The organism is Pseudoalteromonas sp. EB27 (genome assembly GCF_001974875.1).
Taxonomy (GTDB): Bacteria; Pseudomonadota; Gammaproteobacteria; order Enterobacterales; family Alteromonadaceae; genus Pseudoalteromonas.
This window is the reverse complement of record NZ_MTQD01000015.1, coordinates 1-15138: the sequence shown is the minus strand read 5'-3', so window position 1 is coordinate 15138 and position 15138 is coordinate 1. Positions and strand designations below refer to the sequence as shown.

The 15138-nt window shown below is 40.9% G+C and carries 14 protein-coding genes and 2 rRNA genes; 8 read left to right on the top strand and 8 right to left on the bottom strand.

Going from position 1 to position 15138, the window contains the following annotated elements:
* Nucleotides 1-27 precede the first annotated feature (27 nt).
* The 5 genes from BW142_RS16190 to BW142_RS16170 all read left to right on the top strand — a co-directional run bounded on the left by BW142_RS16190 (nt 28) and on the right by BW142_RS16170 (nt 2589).
* Complete coding sequence (locus BW142_RS16190; RefSeq protein ID WP_024595869.1) at nt 28-237, top strand: cold-shock protein; 210 nt, start codon at nt 28-30, stop codon at nt 235-237.
* A 186-nt stretch (nt 238-423) separates the two neighbouring features.
* Nucleotides 424-633, top strand: coding sequence for a cold-shock protein (locus BW142_RS16185; protein WP_007580429.1), 210 nt, complete (start codon nt 424-426; stop codon nt 631-633).
* A 186-nt stretch (nt 634-819) separates the two neighbouring features.
* Complete coding sequence (locus BW142_RS16180; RefSeq protein WP_007580429.1) at nt 820-1029, top strand: cold-shock protein; 210 nt, start codon at nt 820-822, stop codon at nt 1027-1029.
* Nucleotides 1030-1260: 231 nt separating this feature from the next.
* A complete protein-coding gene (locus BW142_RS16175; RefSeq protein WP_002963088.1) occupies nt 1261-1509 on the top strand; it encodes a DUF3297 family protein in 249 nt (82 codons plus the stop codon).
* A 177-nt stretch (nt 1510-1686) separates the two neighbouring features.
* On the top strand, nt 1687-2589 hold the full coding sequence (locus BW142_RS16170; RefSeq protein WP_076925522.1) for a homocysteine S-methyltransferase family protein: 903 nt from the start codon (nt 1687-1689) through the stop codon (nt 2587-2589).
* 168 nt (nt 2590-2757) lie between these two features.
* Here the strand turns inward: BW142_RS16170 and BW142_RS16165 are convergent, their stop codons facing one another.
* Nucleotides 2758-3609, bottom strand: a complete 852-nt coding sequence (locus tag BW142_RS16165) for an alpha/beta hydrolase-fold protein (protein WP_024600656.1) — start codon at nt 3607-3609, stop codon at nt 2758-2760.
* Between the two features lie 141 nt (nt 3610-3750).
* The gene (locus BW142_RS16160; protein WP_076925521.1) at nt 3751-4167 is read right to left on the bottom strand and encodes a MerC domain-containing protein; all 417 of its coding nucleotides are present in this window, start codon (nt 4165-4167) and stop codon (nt 3751-3753) included.
* A 139-nt stretch (nt 4168-4306) separates the two neighbouring features.
* Between BW142_RS16160 and BW142_RS16155 the strand changes: the two genes are divergently transcribed.
* Nucleotides 4307-6718, top strand: a complete 2412-nt coding sequence (locus BW142_RS16155) for a TonB-dependent receptor (protein ID WP_076925520.1) — start codon at nt 4307-4309, stop codon at nt 6716-6718.
* 32 nt (nt 6719-6750) lie between these two features.
* Complete coding sequence (locus tag BW142_RS16150) at nt 6751-8145, top strand: 5-methyltetrahydrofolate--homocysteine methyltransferase (protein WP_076925519.1); 1395 nt, start codon at nt 6751-6753, stop codon at nt 8143-8145.
* A gap of 98 nt (nt 8146-8243) precedes the next feature.
* Here the strand turns inward: BW142_RS16150 and BW142_RS16145 are convergent, their stop codons facing one another.
* The 4 genes from BW142_RS16145 to BW142_RS16130 all read right to left on the bottom strand — a co-directional run bounded on the left by BW142_RS16145 (nt 8244) and on the right by BW142_RS16130 (nt 13697).
* Nucleotides 8244-9554, bottom strand: a complete 1311-nt coding sequence (locus tag BW142_RS16145) for a DEAD/DEAH box helicase (RefSeq protein ID WP_076925518.1) — start codon at nt 9552-9554, stop codon at nt 8244-8246.
* 208 nt (nt 9555-9762) lie between these two features.
* The gene (locus BW142_RS16140) at nt 9763-10959 is read right to left on the bottom strand and encodes an alpha/beta hydrolase-fold protein (RefSeq protein ID WP_076925517.1); all 1197 of its coding nucleotides are present in this window, start codon (nt 10957-10959) and stop codon (nt 9763-9765) included.
* Nucleotides 10960-11071: 112 nt separating this feature from the next.
* Nucleotides 11072-12892: a glutamine--fructose-6-phosphate transaminase (isomerizing) gene (gene glmS, locus BW142_RS16135; protein ID WP_076925516.1), complete on the bottom strand. Its 1821-nt coding sequence runs from the start codon at nt 12890-12892 to the stop codon at nt 11072-11074.
* A gap of 40 nt (nt 12893-12932) precedes the next feature.
* Nucleotides 12933-13697 carry a DeoR family transcriptional regulator gene (locus tag BW142_RS16130; protein ID WP_024597897.1) on the bottom strand — a complete coding sequence of 255 codons (765 nt, stop codon included), beginning with the start codon at nt 13695-13697 and terminating at the stop codon, nt 12933-12935.
* Between the two features lie 162 nt (nt 13698-13859).
* On the opposite strand from BW142_RS16130, the gene BW142_RS16125 reads away from it, so the two are divergent.
* Entirely contained in the window at nt 13860-14387 is a 528-nt protein-coding gene (locus BW142_RS16125; protein WP_076925515.1) for a sugar O-acetyltransferase, read from the top strand.
* Nucleotides 14388-14768: 381 nt separating this feature from the next.
* Here the strand turns inward: BW142_RS16125 and rrf are convergent.
* Together rrf and BW142_RS16115 are read right to left on the bottom strand one after the other, a co-directional pair.
* A 5S ribosomal RNA gene (gene rrf / locus BW142_RS16120) occupies nt 14769-14883 on the bottom strand.
* A 150-nt stretch (nt 14884-15033) separates the two neighbouring features.
* Nucleotides 15034-15138: ribosomal RNA gene (locus BW142_RS16115) — 23S ribosomal RNA — on the bottom strand; the annotation flags it as partial.

Genomic DNA, 15138 nt, shown 5'->3' with positions numbered 1-15138 from the left:
ACTTTTATTAATCCTTAGGATACTATTATGTCTACAACTACAACTGGTACAGTTAAATTTTTCAACGAAGCAAAAGGTTTTGGTTTCATCGAGCAAGAATCTGGTCCTGATGTTTTCGCACATTTCAGCGCAATCTCTGGCGACGGTTTCAAAACTCTAGCTGAAGGCCAACGTGTACAGTTTACTGTTACACAAGGTCAAAAAGGTCCACAAGCTGAAAACATCGTTAGCATCTAATTGCTTTCGTTAAAATGGGTTAGCAATAACCCATTTTGAATACTAGTTTGAAAGAAGTTCTGTTTTATTTGTTAGTACCGAGTTGTTTTAGTAATAATCCCACGCGATATCCTCAAGTTAACTATTTTTTCCGGCTCAATCGCCTCTTTTCAGGCACACTTATATTAATTTTTTAGGATACATATTATGTCTAATACAACTACTGGTTCAGTAAAATGGTTTAACGAAGCAAAAGGTTTTGGTTTTATCGAGCAAGAATCTGGCGCAGACGTTTTTGCACATTTCAGCGCAATCTCTGGCGACGGTTTCAAAACTCTAGCTGAAGGCCAACGTGTACAGTTTACTGTTACACAAGGTCAAAAAGGTCCACAAGCTGAAAACATCGTTAGCATCTAATTGCTTTCGTTAAAATGGGTTAGCAATAACCCATTTTGAATACTAGTTTGAAAGAAGTTCTGTTTTATTTGTTAGTACCGAGTTGTTTTAGTAATAATCCCACGCGATATCCTCAAGTTAACTATTTTTTCCGGCTCAATCGCCTCTTTTCAGGCACACTTATATTAATTTTTTAGGATACATATTATGTCTAATACAACTACTGGTTCAGTAAAATGGTTTAACGAAGCAAAAGGTTTTGGTTTTATCGAGCAAGAATCTGGCGCAGATGTTTTTGCACATTTCAGCGCAATCTCTGGCGACGGTTTCAAAACTTTAGCTGAAGGCCAACGTGTACAGTTTACTGTTACTCAAGGTCAAAAAGGCCCACAAGCCGAGAACATTGTTAGCATCTAATTGCTAAACAATTGAATGGGTTAGAGATAACCCATTAATATATTTACCTTCATAATTATTTAGTCGAATATCTTCAAAACCTCCTCTGTAAATATTTTCCAAGCGCAATCTCATTTGTATACACAACTCATTAATTAGTACATTTTTAAACACATTTACTACTATCTCTCTTGAGCGAAAGCGTTGTATTGCCTACAATAGCGCATACTTCATTCAATATAGAATATGACCATGAACGACACTACCGCAAAACCTGCTTTACCAGATCGCCTTTCTATCAACCCACGTAGCCCACATCATGTGGAAGAAGTTTTTGAACACGATATTGGTATCACGTTCAACGGCAAAGAGCGTTTTGATGTTGAAGAATACTGCATCAGTGAAGGTTGGATAAAGTTTGCATCTCCAAAAGGGCTTGATCGTCGCGGACAACCTCTTTTACTTACAAGAAAAGGCACTGTTGAAGCCTTTTATAAGTAAGCTAATCATACTTACTAAAAAGCGACACCTTATTAGGTAGTCGCTTTTTTTGTGCATTTTTATAACTCATTTAATAGGTTTAGCTTTATTCATGCTCAACCTGATGAAGTTTCATTATAATTATTTAAAAAGTATGTTTGAATAGCGCCATATAGTTTAGATATACAGAAACCCACAATGAATAAAGTAACTATTTTAGATGGCGGCATGGGACGTGAACTTAAGCGCATTGGCGCACCGTTTTCACAGCCACTTTGGAGCGCACAAGCATTAATAGAAGCCCCGCATTTTGTAACCCAAGCACACCAAGGTTTTATAGATGCCGGTGCTGAAATAATTACAGCTAACAGCTACGCCTGTGTGCCCTTTCATTTAGGTGAAGAGCTATATCAAGCTCAAGGCGCAGCCCTTGCACAGCAAGCTGCCGTTATTGCAAAAGAAGTAGCTCAAAATGCTAAACAAAATGTATTAGTAGCAGGTTCATTACCACCAGCGTTTGGCTCTTACCGCCCTGAACTATTTGAAAGCGAACGCGCATTTACTATTTTAGATACGCTATACAAGGCGCAAGACGAGCACGTAGATTTATGGATTGGCGAAACTATATCGAGTATTGAAGAAGCGCACGTTATGGCAAGCGTCCTTAAAGGCTCAAACAAGCCATGTTATTACGCATTTACTTTAACTGATGCGATAAGCGAGCAAGCGACACTTCGCTCTGGTGAGCTGGTAAGTGACGCAGTAACGGCTTTGCTTCAACAAAATGTTGCTGGTATTTTCTTTAACTGTTCAATACCTGAAGTTATAGAGCAAGCCTTTAGCGATACCAACGCAGTATTAGCCAAGCAAAATAAAAGTGTTGTTTTAGGGGCGTTTGCTAATGGCTTTACACCTATAGCACGCGATTACAAAGCCAACGAAGGCTCACAAGCGTATCGCGATATTTCACCTTCAGAATATCTAGACTTTGCTAAAAAATGGCACAGCCAGGGCGCAAGCATTATTGGTGGCTGCTGTGGTATAGGCCCTGAGTTTATTGAAGTGCTGGTAAGCTGGAAAAAGGAACTTGAAAGCGCCTAAGCTTTTAATGCCTTTTAGGGCTTATTGGCTACACCAATCGTGTTAAGTTATTAGGCATTTATAGCGACAGATAAATAGCGTGATAACAAGGCATAAATATCGACATATAGCTGTTCTACATGAGAAATTTATAACGCTGTTAGCGCTCTATTTAGCACGCTAGAATGATTAAATATTTAAGTCGATTGGTGTCATTCCCAACACCCAATCAAGCCCTTGTATTGCTGTAGTAGGAAATGCGGTTGCATGGCTCGCCCCTTCAATAACAACGCTTTTTAATTCAATATTGTCACTGCTAAGTGCATTAATTTTTTGCGTTAATAGCTTTGCCCCTGCCACCATATTTTGCCCTTCACCAAAGCTTGGCGTTTCTTTTGCCCCTACCGATATATAAACCTTTGTAGGCACTTTAGGCTTATGTGCTTGTAGCGCTAATACTGCATTGCTGTTAAACCAAACCGATGGGCTGCCAATAATATAATTATTAAATAAATCGGGCATCGTAAATAAAATAGTGGCACCAAATAACCCGCCTAAAGAATTACCTATATAGGTTTTTTGTGTGCTACTTGCTCGGTAGTTACTTTGTATAAATGGCAGCACAGTATTTTTTAAAAACAGCGCATGATTTTGAGCGTTACCGGTTTGCTTTTTCCAGCTTTGAGCCTTATTTGGGGTGTAGTCTCTAATTCGACTATTAGACCCTCTAGATCCTTTTTCGTAGCTAATGGCCACAATAATAGCCTCCTGCATATTGCCGCTATTCATAGGAAACCGTGTAGCACCCGCCACAATAGGAAACGTATACGGTGCATCGGTTAAATAAATAACCGGATATATTTTTTCAGGCTGCTTTTTATATGACTTAGGGAGCTGAATAAAAACAGGATATACCCGTTTAGTAGCAGGCTCAGTTAACTCAATAACACTACTTCTAGGGATCTGGTACGGGGTATTTGCGCTTAATTTAAAACACATTAAAGCGCAGAGTAACAGCAAGTATTTTAAAGCAGTATTCATTTATATTAATTAACCTAAGCCAAGCGTAATAATCGATATTGAATGACTACTTTAACTCACTTTTAGCTTTAGGCTATTAAAAAACAAAGTTAAATATTGAAAGGCAGTGCTACATGTTAGCTGTTTGTAGCACTGATAACGCTAAGCTGCCTGATCAGTTTCAGCGCTTGAACACGGGCAGTTATCGTCATTTTGTTTAAGGCATTGTTGGTAATTAAACCAATGAGCTACAGCAATAAACGCCGACCCAATTAAAGTAAACGCTTTTTCGGCAACCTCATGCCCTAGCAATACCGCACATATCATAAAGGCTAACCCAATAACGCCGCAGGCCATATAACGTAAACGCTTATGCTTTTTACAGCCTAAGCTTAATGCCAATAAACTTGTTGGCAGTACCGCCGCAAGAATCCATAAATGAAATTGTTCACTATCTATTTGCAGTACAGCAAAGCTTGGCAATAGCGCTAAAATAACCGGGGTTGCAAAACAATGTACTGTACACATTAACGATAACCCAATCGCCATACGATCCATAACACTTTGACTCGACTTCATTACTTCCTCTACTCATCAATTTTTTAAACAACGGCTTTACGTTTTAAAAGGCATTTAAGTAACAATAGTTAATTGCTATTGATACATTATAACATTTCCCACATAATTGATATAATATAACATCCACCAAGGTAGTCAAATGAAACGTAGATCACAATTAGCTGTTCTCATAGCAGCTTTATTACCTGCAAGTGTGCTTGCATCCACAATAGAGGGCGTTGTTTTAAACAACAAAGGTAAAGTAGTTACCAATGCAACAGTAGAAGTTGAAGGCTCAGACCTTAAAGTAACCACCAATGAAAACGGTAAATTTGTAATAGCAGAGCTAAACAATGGCTTAAAAGAGCTACATGTTGTAGCCCCTGGTTATGCTCACCTTCATCGCGATATAACAATAACGAATGATGAAAACCAATCGGTTACTTTTAATTTAAAGCGCTCGCCTATTGAAGTTATTGATATTGAAGCAACCCCTATTCATATGTCGGCAATGGAATCTGCGTCGCCTGTTAGTGTTTTATCTGGCGAACAACTAAGACGACAACAAGCAGCAACCCTTGGCGACAGCCTTGAAAAACTTCCAGGCGTTAATACTAACTTTCACGGGAAGGTAGCCAGCACACCTATTATTCGTGGTTTAAGCGGCCCTCGTGTACTTATTACTCAAAATGGCCTTGATGTCAGTGATGTGTCGCGCGTTGGCCCCGATCACTCTGTTGCATCAGAGGCGTCTACAGCACAACAAATTGAAGTATTACGCGGCCCTGCAACACTGTTTTATGGCAGTGGCGCCATTGGTGGCGTAGTAAATGTAGTAGATAACCGCGTACCAACCGACAGCACAACACGCGGCGAGTGGAACGTAGAACATAACTCGGTTGATAACCAAAAAGTTGCCTCGTTTAATGCCACCACAGGTACAGACTCGGTGGCTTTTTATGCCGATGCGTTTTGGCGTGAAGCCGACGACTACGAGGTACCTGTAGCTGCTGATATAGATAGCGACGGCGAAGAGCATCGTGGCGATTACAAAGTTGAAAACAGTAATGAAGAGTCTGACGGCTTTACTGTTGGCGCTAGCTATTTAATGGATAACGGCTTCATTGGCTTAGCAGTAGAGCAATTTAATCGTCAATACGGTATTCCGGGCCATACGCACGGCGATGAAGAAGAGGAAGAACATAGCGACGAAGAAGAAAGCGTATTTGCTGATTTAGAGCAAACTAAAGTGCAATTATTAGGTGAGTACAACCTAGATAATAAATGGCTAAACAAAGTAAACCTGCGTGTTGGCCACACTGACTACGAACACGCTGAAATTGAGGGTGGGGCAGTAGGCACTACTTTTAAAAACGAAACAAACGAATTACGTATAGACCTACTACATAACCAATTTAGCGAGTGGAATGGCGGCATTAGTTTTCATTACAAACAAAGCGATGTTGAAGCGCAAGGTGAAGAGGCCTTTACTCCTCCATCAGAAACCGAAAGCTTTGCTGTAGCGCTGATGGAAGAAAGGCACTTTGGTGATTTTTTAGTGCAAGTAGGTGGACGTATAGAGCGTGTAACAATTGAAGCTGGCAACGTATTACTGCCAAATATTGACGCTCATGCACACGATGAAGCGCAAGAAGCCGACGAGCATGATCACGACCAAGAAGAAAGCGCAGAAACCACTCGTGTATTTGACGTAGAGCATGAATTTACACCAATCAGTTTATCGGCAGGCGTAGTGTGGGATTTTACACCTAACTATAATTTAGGCCTTTCTGTGTCGCGATCTGAACGTGCGCCTTCTGCTTCTGAGTTGTTATCGTTTGGGCCGCACATTGGCACTGGCACTTACGAAGTAGGCGCACTATTTAATTTAGGTGAAGACGGTCATTTAGGTTTATCTGATCAAGCAATAGACCTAGAAACAGCCAATAATATCGATTTAACTTTTCGTAAAACCCAAGGTGATATTGGCTTTATTTTAAATGCCTTCTACAACCAAGTAGATAACTACTATTACCAAATAGATACTGGTTTATTCGCTGAAAGTGGCCACGACCATGGCGATGAAGAAGAAGACGCTGACGAACACGATCATTCATCAGAGCTACCTGTTTATTTATTTAAAACAGACGATGTAATTTTACATGGTTTTGAAGCGCAAATTGCGTGGCAGTTAACAGATGAATTTAAAGTAGATTTATTCTCAGATTACGTTCGTACACGCCTAAAAGACGGCGGCGATTTACCCCGTACTCCACCGCTTCGTTTTGGCAGCGAACTAAGCTACCAAACAGATAAACTAAGTGCGCATATTCACGTTACTCGCTATCAAAAGCAAGACCGCACAGCCCCACAAGAAACAGCAACAGACGGTTACACATTGGTTGATGCAAGCATCTCTTACGACCTTTCAGTATTAAACCAAGATATGTCTGTGTACCTACGAGGAACCAACTTAACAGATACAGAAGCACGCGTGCACAGCTCATTTGTAAAAGATATAGCACCACGTCCAGGGCGTAGCTTTGCGCTAGGCATTCGCGGTTATTTTTAAGCATTAAAAAATTATAATTAAAGGAAATAAACATGAAAAAACTATACAAATTAAAGCTTATTGCACTGGCTATTAGCACTACATTTATTACAGCCTGTGGCGATGCAGAGACCAATATTGTAGAAAAAGATCCTATTGTTGTAGAAGACGAGCACGATCATGACGATGATGATCACGACCATGATGATGGCTACACAATTGATTCATTAGGCAGATTAGCTGTACTGGCAGGCGATAGCAACGAAGCCAGCTTTTATGACCTAGATGACAACGCTTTACTTGAAACATTTACCCTTACGAATGATTCAAACACACTGTCGTCATCACCTGATTTTCGTTATGCCGTCATTGCAAGCCGCGCACAAGATTACTTAGGCTTTATTGATGGTGGTTTATGGCGTGAAGACCATGGCGAGCATTTACACGACTACGAGCAAAGCCCAGCGGCTAGTAGCTATGAGTTAACAAGTGGCAGTCGCCCTACTCACCTTATAAAACACGACGGCCAATTAGCTGTTTTTTATGATGGTGATGCAGACTCAGGCACAGTTGCCTCTGTTGAAGTATTAACAGATAACGACATAACAAGCGCAACAGCAACGCTACCGAGTATTAGCTACGATATTAATATGCACGGCGTAGCAGAGCCTCGCGGTGAGCATTTATTATCAACACTTCGCCGTGATGACAGCGAAAGCACATCGGTTGCTAAAGTACTGCCAGACCAAGTAGGTGTTTATCATTTTCATGATGGTGAATACGAGCTTGAACAAACCTTAGAAGTTACGTGCCCTGATTTACACGGTGCAGCACAAAACCACGATTATGTAGTATTTGGCTGTAGCGATGGTGTGTTATTAGCCCACCAGCAAGATGATGAATACGAAGCTGAAAAAATAGCGAACATTGCAGCCGTTGGCGATTTACGCATTGGTAGTATTTATGGCCACGAAGATAGCGAGACCTTTATTGGCGTAGCGTCTGGCCATGGTGGCGGCGAAGCCGTAATTGTAACTATTAACCCAGCAACAGCGCAAATGGAAGAACTAGAATGGCAACTAGCCGATGGCGCAAGTGCTGTGTCGTACTCTTTTTCTGCCCATGGCGAGCACTTTTTAATATTAGACAGCTTAGGCTTTTTAAATGTATTTAGCGCACACGACCATGATGACGAAATGCACTGGGAGCTTGAAGGCCAAGTTGATATTACCGAGCAAGATGTATCAACTATGCCAGAGGGCATGAGCTTTAGCATGACAGTGGCGCAAAATGGTCAGTTTGCTTATGTAGCGGACCCTATTGCTCAGCACGTTGTGCAAGTACACCTTGAAGACTTAGAAATTGAAAGTGAGGTTGAGCTTACTTTTGCCCCAAGTGCAATTACTTGGCTGGGTATTGCGCAAGAGGAAGATGATCACGAGCATTAATTTAAAACTAGCGCTTTAAGTTAAACCCACAAAGTAAAAAACCCGTAATTAGGTTTACTAATTACGGGTTTTTTACAGCTATTTATTTAGCTCTATTGTTACTTACGGCGCCAGCCACTCCATACATCATCTACATCATCTATATCATCGGCTTTATTTTTTTTCTTTTTCTTGCCTGTGCCTTCTGGTTTTGCCATTGGCTTTTCATTTTTAAGCGCCTGTGCAGCATCAAGGTTAGCTTGGTTTACAGCAAAGCCTGTAACCTCTTCACGCTCTAAGCGTAGTTTGTTTTTCTTCTCGATAATTTTAAAGTGATGTAAATCTTCATAATCAATTAACGATAACGCTAAACCAACTTCACCAGCACGGCCGCTTCGGCCAATACGGTGCATATAATCAGAAGGGCTGCGTGGTAGGTTAAAGTTTATTACCACTGGCAGCTTCTCAATATCTAAACCACGTGCAGCAATATCGGTTGCGATAAGTACTTCGATTTCGCCCGCTTTAAATTTTTCTATTACGCGAGTACGCTCACTTTGGCCTTTATCGCCATGGAAAACTTGTGCATTAACACCGCGCTTTTCAAGTTTACTAGCTAAATGCTCACAGTCTTTTTTCGCGTTCACAAAAATCAGCGCTTGGCGCCATTTATGCGTTTTAATTAAATGTGCTAAAACTGTGGTTTTTTCACCTTTGTTTACGGTAAAAACACGCTGTACTAAGGTGCTTTCATCTTTGTTTTGTACTTGTATTTCAACTGGGTCGTTTAAAAGCTCTTGCGTTAATAGCTTAACTTGCTCAGGGAAAGTTGCTGAAAACAACATGGTTTGTTTTTTAGCAGGCATTAACGCTAAAAGCTCAGCAAGCTCTTCAGTAAAACCAAGGCTTAGCATGCGGTCGGCTTCATCAAGCACAAGCGTATTTAGTTTATCGAGCTTAATAGCATTGCTTGAGATTAAATCGAGTAAACGTCCTGGTGTTGCCACTATAATATCAGCACCGCCACGAAGAGCCTGCATTTGTGTATTAACCGATACACCACCAAACACAGCTACTGTTTTAATCGCGCCATTAAAGTTTGCAGAGTACGATTTAACACTATCGGCCACTTGCGTAGCAAGCTCACGGGTAGGTACCAAAATAAGCCCCGTTACAAAGTTACCTTTGCTCGCTGTTTTTTTAGAGCCCAGCTCTAAAAATAGCTTTTGTAGCATAGGCAAAGCAAATGTAGCTGTTTTACCTGAGCCAGTATTCGCCCCCGCAATTAAATCACTGCCCGCAAGCACACAAGGTATAGCCTTAGCTTGAATTGGCGTAGGCTGGGTATATTCCAAATCGGTTAAACGAGCTAATAGCTCTGGAATAAGGCCAAGTTCGGTAAACGTGCTAGGGCTTGTGGCTGAGGTCATAAAAGTTATGGGCTTATTGCTAAAAAAGTAGCCTGCAATTTTAGCGTATTTAGCGCTTATTAAGTAGGGGTTAGTGATTTAAATGTTTTTTATAGGTAACAACTGCGCGATTTAAGCTGCTAGTTACGAGGAAATTTAAGTATCACCGAAGGAGCTTCACACCTAAAGAGGCTTTCATAAAAAGCCAGCAACTAAGTTGACAATATTATTAGCTCTTACTCAGCTCTGCTTGCAATCTAGCTTTTGTTTCTTTTAAGTAATTTATATAAGGATATGAGTCGTCTGCAATCGCTAAAGCAGATTCCATCTGTTCAAGCGCTTGACGAGTATTGCCTTGCATTTCATAGCCATAAGATAAGGCTGAAAACGCATCGACTGATTTTGGGTGGTTTTTTATATTATACTTAAACACCTCAATAGCACGGGCAAATTGCTTGCTGCCCGTTAAGTTATAACCGAGTGATCTAACAGCGCGATCCGGTGGCGCAATCTGCTCGCCCCATTGTTGAGATAAGTTTTGATAATAAGCATCAATAGAGGCTACATCGTCAGTTAAATCACTTATGGGCATTTGTTTAGGCAAAAATAAGTTGTGATAAGCATTAAATGAACCAGCAACCGAAGTCAGGTTATGCGAGACACCATCAAACGCATCACTAAAGAAGCGTAGCTCTCGCACTTTATACGATTGCATAGCTTGCTGCAATTCATCGTACCTTTCGCGCATTATGCCAGCTTCTTCGCCGATATTGATGTAAACGTAACTGTTAAGCTTTTTCGTTTTAGCTATAAACGATTTTGTACTTTTTACCGATGCGCCATAGTTCCACCAAACCGCTGGGCTATACGCAATATGCGCTTGGAATAACTCAGGATTTGCCTGCAACGCATATAGCGTAAATACACCACCCGCAGATGCGCCAGCAATCACTTTATAATTATGCGTACGATAATTCTTATTAACTAAAGGAATGAGCTCTTGCTCAAAGAACGTCAAAAACTTTGCCGCGCCGCCCCCTTCACCTACCGGGCCTTGTGGCTCTTTATTCACTGTAGGATAGAAATCTCTGAGTCGATTAGTGCTTTCAATAGCGACAATAATAACCTCTGGCGCACGATTATCATTTTGTAATCGCTCAATAACAGCACTGGCAAGCGGTATATTACCAGCGCCATCTAAGCGATAAATGACCGGATAAACTTTGTTTGGGTTAGCTTGATAACTCTTAGGTAACTGAATGACAATTGTACGTTCTTCGTTTAAAACAGCTGATTTAAATGTATGTGTGTGCACAGAGTAATCAGCACTTTGTTGTTTAGTGTCAGATTGTGCAAGAACGCTTTGTGAACTAAAAATACAAAAACTAACAAAACTAACAAAACACAGGACGGTAAATACGCGCATAACTAATCCCTTAGAGAATAATAACTTACTTAAGTTAACAGAGTTTCAGGCACAAAAAAAGGTGCATAATGCACCTTTTTAACTTTAGCCAATAAACTTTAACATATTGATTTTACTCAACAGTAACCGATTTAGCTAGGTTACGTGGTTGGTCAACGTCAGTGCCTTTAATTACCGCTACGTAGTATGACAGTAGCTGCAATGGCAGTGTGTAAACAATTGGCGCAATAATGTCGTCAGTGTGGTTTACGTTGATTACACGCATTGTGTCGTCTGACTCAAAGTGTGAATCTTTATCTGCGAATACGTAAATAATGCCGCCACGTGCGCGTACTTCTTCTACGTTTGATTTAAGCTTTTCTAGCAATTCGTTATTAGGTGCGACAACAATAATTGGCATGTCAGCATCAATAAGCGCTAGTGGGCCATGCTTAAGCTCGCCCGCTGCGTAAGCCTCTGCGTGGATGTACGAAATCTCTTTAAGTTTAAGCGCACCTTCCATTGCAATTGGGTATTGCGAACCACGACCTAAAAACAGTGAGTGATGCTTGTCGGCAAACTCTTCTGCAAGATCTGCAATACCATCAGCTAGTAGCAATGTTTCTTCTAACTTAGCTGGAAGTACTTTAATTGCATTTACAATGGCACTTTGATCAAGGCCTTTTTCTTGTGCGATAGATGCAGTAAGCATTAACAAACCAACTAGCTGCGTAGTAAATGCTTTAGTAGATGCTACGCCAATTTCAGCGCCCGCTTTAGTCATAAAGGCAAGGTCTGATTCGCGTACAAGCGATGAACCAGGTACGTTACAAATAGTCATTGAAGCCATGTAACCTTGCTCTTTAGCTAGGCGTAACGCAGCTAGCGTATCGGCAGTTTCACCCGATTGAGAAATAGTAACAAGTAGGCTATTTTCATGTACAAACGACTGACGGTATCTAAATTCAGAAGCTATTTCTACATTACAGCTAACACCCGCAAATTGCTCAAGCCAGTAACGTGCAACCATACCTGAATGGTAAGACGTACCACAGGCAATAATTTGCACATGTTTTACATCTTTAAATATTTGCTGAGCGCTTTCGCCAAAGGCATCAATTGCTACACGGTCGTCGTTTAAACGCCCTTCAAGAGTATTACGTACAGCAAGTGGCTGCTCGTAAATTTCTTTTAGCATGTAGTGACGATAATCGCCTTTGCCTGATGCATCTTGCGTAATGTTTGATTCAATCACTTCACGCTCAACTGCGTTACCGTCTGCATCAAAAATTTCTACTGTGTCACGTGTAATACGTGCTACGTCGCCTTCTTCTAAAAAGATGAAGCTGCGAGTAACTGGTAATAATGCAAGTTGGTCAGAGGCAATAAAGTTTTCACCAAGGCCTAAACCAATAACAAGTGGGCTACCTGAGCGCGCTACAATGATTTCGTTGTCGTTCGCTTTATCAAATACAACAGTACCAAACGCACCTTCAAACTGCTTAACAGCTGCTTGTACTGCTGCAAGTAACGTTGCGTGTTGCTTACGAAGCTTATGAATTAAGTGCACCATTACTTCGGTATCCGTTTCAGATAGGAACTCGTAGCCCTCTTCTTTAAGCGATGCGCGTAAGCTTGCGTGGTTTTCAATAATACCGTTGTGCACAAGTGCTAACTGGTTGTTTGATACATGTGGGTGAGCATTTGCTTCTGTAACGCTACCGTGTGTTGCCCAGCGTGTGTGTGCAATGCCTGTATGACCACTAACGCCAGCTTTTTCTAGCGCAGCTTCTACGTTAACCACTTTACCTACTGCTTTAACAGTATTTAATGTATTGCCATCAAGCAATGCTACGCCTGCTGAGTCGTAACCACGGTATTCAAGACGCTTAAGGCCTTCAACTAAAATTTTGTTTACTGGACGTTCTGCAACTGCCCCAACTATTCCACACATAGTGTCTCCATTAATTTTTTAAATACTTGCTACTCAGTAGCTACTGTATAATCTCTGCGCAAATTAGTTTTACACCACACGCCTCAATTGCTTTGCGTTTATCGTCTGCTAAGCCATTGTCGGTTATTAATGTGGTTACTATTTTCCACGGTAATTCTAAATTTGGTATTTTTCGGCCAATCTTATCTGATTCAACCATTACAATGACTTCACGAGCCGCTTCTGCCATTACTTGGCTCAAACCAACTAACTCATTAAAGGTTGTTGTGCCACGTTTTACATCTATACCATCAGCACCAATAAAGAGCTGATCGAAGTCGTAAGAGCATAATACATTTTCGGCAACTTGCCCCTGAAACGACTCAGAATGCGGATCCCAGGTTCCACCGGTCATCAAAAGTGTTGGCTCGTTCTCGAGTGCTAATAAACGACTAGCGACTTTAATCGCATTGGTCATAACAACGAGCCCACGTTTATTGGCAAGTTCAGGGATCATCGCTGCTGTAGTGCGTCCGCTATCAATAATAATGCGATTATGATCGTTTATAAGTGAGGCTGCCGCTTTTGCTATTGCTACTTTGCGCTTTGAATCTACTTCATCGCTAACAATTTCTTTAGGTAGTGCAATAGCACCACCGTAGCGGCGAAGTAATAAGCCACTTTTTTCAAGCGAGGTTAAATCTTTTCGAATGGTTACTTCTGATGTTTGAAACTGCTCAGCTAGCTTTTCAACAACTACTTCACCTAGTTCATTAACCTGAACCAGTATATTGTGACGACGCTGTTGTGTGTTTCGTTTAGTCATAAAGCTCGTGAATTAAGTTTCGTTTCGAAAGTTATGCGATTTTAAACGAAACAACCTAAATGGCAAGTGAACGAGCAAAAAAAACACAGTTTTATTCTAATAATAATAATAAAACTAAAAGTACGGTAAGCTATAACTAATTAAGTTATAAAGATAAATACAATGCAGTCATTTAACAGTATCAGTAAAGAATACTTAGCACAGCGAAAGCAAGCAGGTGAAACCTGCCGTTTATTTAATAAGAGCCCAAGTAAAGGCAACTTAAAACGTATCAAAGAGTTATTTTTAAAGTCGGGTGATGGTGTAATTATCGAATCAGGTTTTCATTGTGATTACGGTAATCAAATCGTTATTGGTGATCGTACTTTTATTAATATTAATTGCACACTTCTTGACTCGCCATTAGCCAATAACTCAATCACCATTGGTGATGACTGCTTAATAGGCCCGAACGTTCAGTTTTTAGCTGTATCACATGCTACTAATCCAGTAGAAAGGCTTAATAAAGAAAACTTTGCAGCACCTATCGCGTTAGGCAATAACGTATGGGTTGGCGCAGGTGTAATTATTTTAGCGGGTGTAAGTATTGGTGAAAATAGTATTGTGGGTGCGGGTGCTGTGGTTACTAAAAATGTAGTGCCTAATACTGTAGTAGCGGGTAACCCAGCTCGTGAAATAAGAACACTGTAGATATTCTCGATGTGATTTTAGCGTCAGGAGTCACTACGCTCGCTCGCCCTACGTGGTGGGTGCTGATGTGAGTGTTAATTGCGCGTATTTCACTTTTCTGCAGACGTAAAAAAGCCCGACTATTTCGAATCGGGCTTTCTACAATTTGAAGCCTGCTAATGTCATGGTTCCCACAGCGGTAAAAAGTCACCTAGCAAATGCTACATACTTATCGGCGTGCAGAGATATTGAGGGCTTTTGGTGTGATTCTAGCGTCGGAAGTCGCTTCGCTCGCCCTACGTGATAGGTGTTGATGTGAGTGTCTATTAATTACGCGCATTTTACTTTTCTGCAGACGTAAAAAAGCCCGACTCTTTCGAATCGGGCTTTCTACAATTTGAAGCCTGGTAATGTCCTACTTTCACATAGCAAATGCTACACTATCATCGGCGCTGTTTCGTTTCACTACTGAGTTCGGCATGGAATCAGGTGGGTCCAAAACGCTATTGTCACCAAGCAAATTTGGGCGTTAATCCGTATCGCTACGCACTAACTGAATTTGGAAAATATCTGATAATATTTTTTAAGTCTTTCTAAGTAATATCTACTTTAGTCATATTAACTTCTTCGCTTGTTTCACTATCACATAAAACGCGTTTGGCGTTGTATGGTTAAGCCTCACGGGTAATTAGTACAAGTTAGCTTAATGGCTCACACCACTTCCACATCTTGCCTATCAACGTTGTAGTCTTCAACGGCCCTTCAGAGACTT

Excerpts from the sequence above, each read along its gene's own strand:
- BW142_RS16190 (WP_024595869.1), top strand. The coding sequence starts at position 28 with ATGTCTACAACTACAACTGGTACAGTTAAATTTTTCAACGAAGCAAAA.
- BW142_RS16185 (WP_007580429.1), top strand. The coding sequence starts at position 424 with ATGTCTAATACAACTACTGGTTCAGTAAAATGGTTTAACGAAGCAAAA.
- BW142_RS16180 (WP_007580429.1), top strand. The coding sequence starts at position 820 with ATGTCTAATACAACTACTGGTTCAGTAAAATGGTTTAACGAAGCAAAA.
- BW142_RS16175 (WP_002963088.1), top strand. The coding sequence starts at position 1,261 with ATGAACGACACTACCGCAAAACCTGCTTTACCAGATCGCCTTTCTATC.
- BW142_RS16170 (WP_076925522.1), top strand. The coding sequence starts at position 1,687 with ATGAATAAAGTAACTATTTTAGATGGCGGCATGGGACGTGAACTTAAG.
- BW142_RS16165 (WP_024600656.1), bottom strand. The coding sequence starts at position 3,609 with ATGAATACTGCTTTAAAATACTTGCTGTTACTCTGCGCTTTAATGTGT.
- BW142_RS16160 (WP_076925521.1), bottom strand. The coding sequence starts at position 4,167 with ATGAAGTCGAGTCAAAGTGTTATGGATCGTATGGCGATTGGGTTATCG.
- BW142_RS16155 (WP_076925520.1), top strand. The coding sequence starts at position 4,307 with ATGAAACGTAGATCACAATTAGCTGTTCTCATAGCAGCTTTATTACCT.
- BW142_RS16150 (WP_076925519.1), top strand. The coding sequence starts at position 6,751 with ATGAAAAAACTATACAAATTAAAGCTTATTGCACTGGCTATTAGCACT.
- BW142_RS16145 (WP_076925518.1), bottom strand. The coding sequence starts at position 9,554 with ATGACCTCAGCCACAAGCCCTAGCACGTTTACCGAACTTGGCCTTATT.
- BW142_RS16140 (WP_076925517.1), bottom strand. The coding sequence starts at position 10,959 with ATGCGCGTATTTACCGTCCTGTGTTTTGTTAGTTTTGTTAGTTTTTGT.
- glmS (WP_076925516.1), bottom strand. The coding sequence starts at position 12,892 with ATGTGTGGAATAGTTGGGGCAGTTGCAGAACGTCCAGTAAACAAAATT.
- BW142_RS16130 (WP_024597897.1), bottom strand. The coding sequence starts at position 13,697 with ATGACTAAACGAAACACACAACAGCGTCGTCACAATATACTGGTTCAG.
- BW142_RS16125 (WP_076925515.1), top strand. The coding sequence starts at position 13,860 with ATGCAGTCATTTAACAGTATCAGTAAAGAATACTTAGCACAGCGAAAG.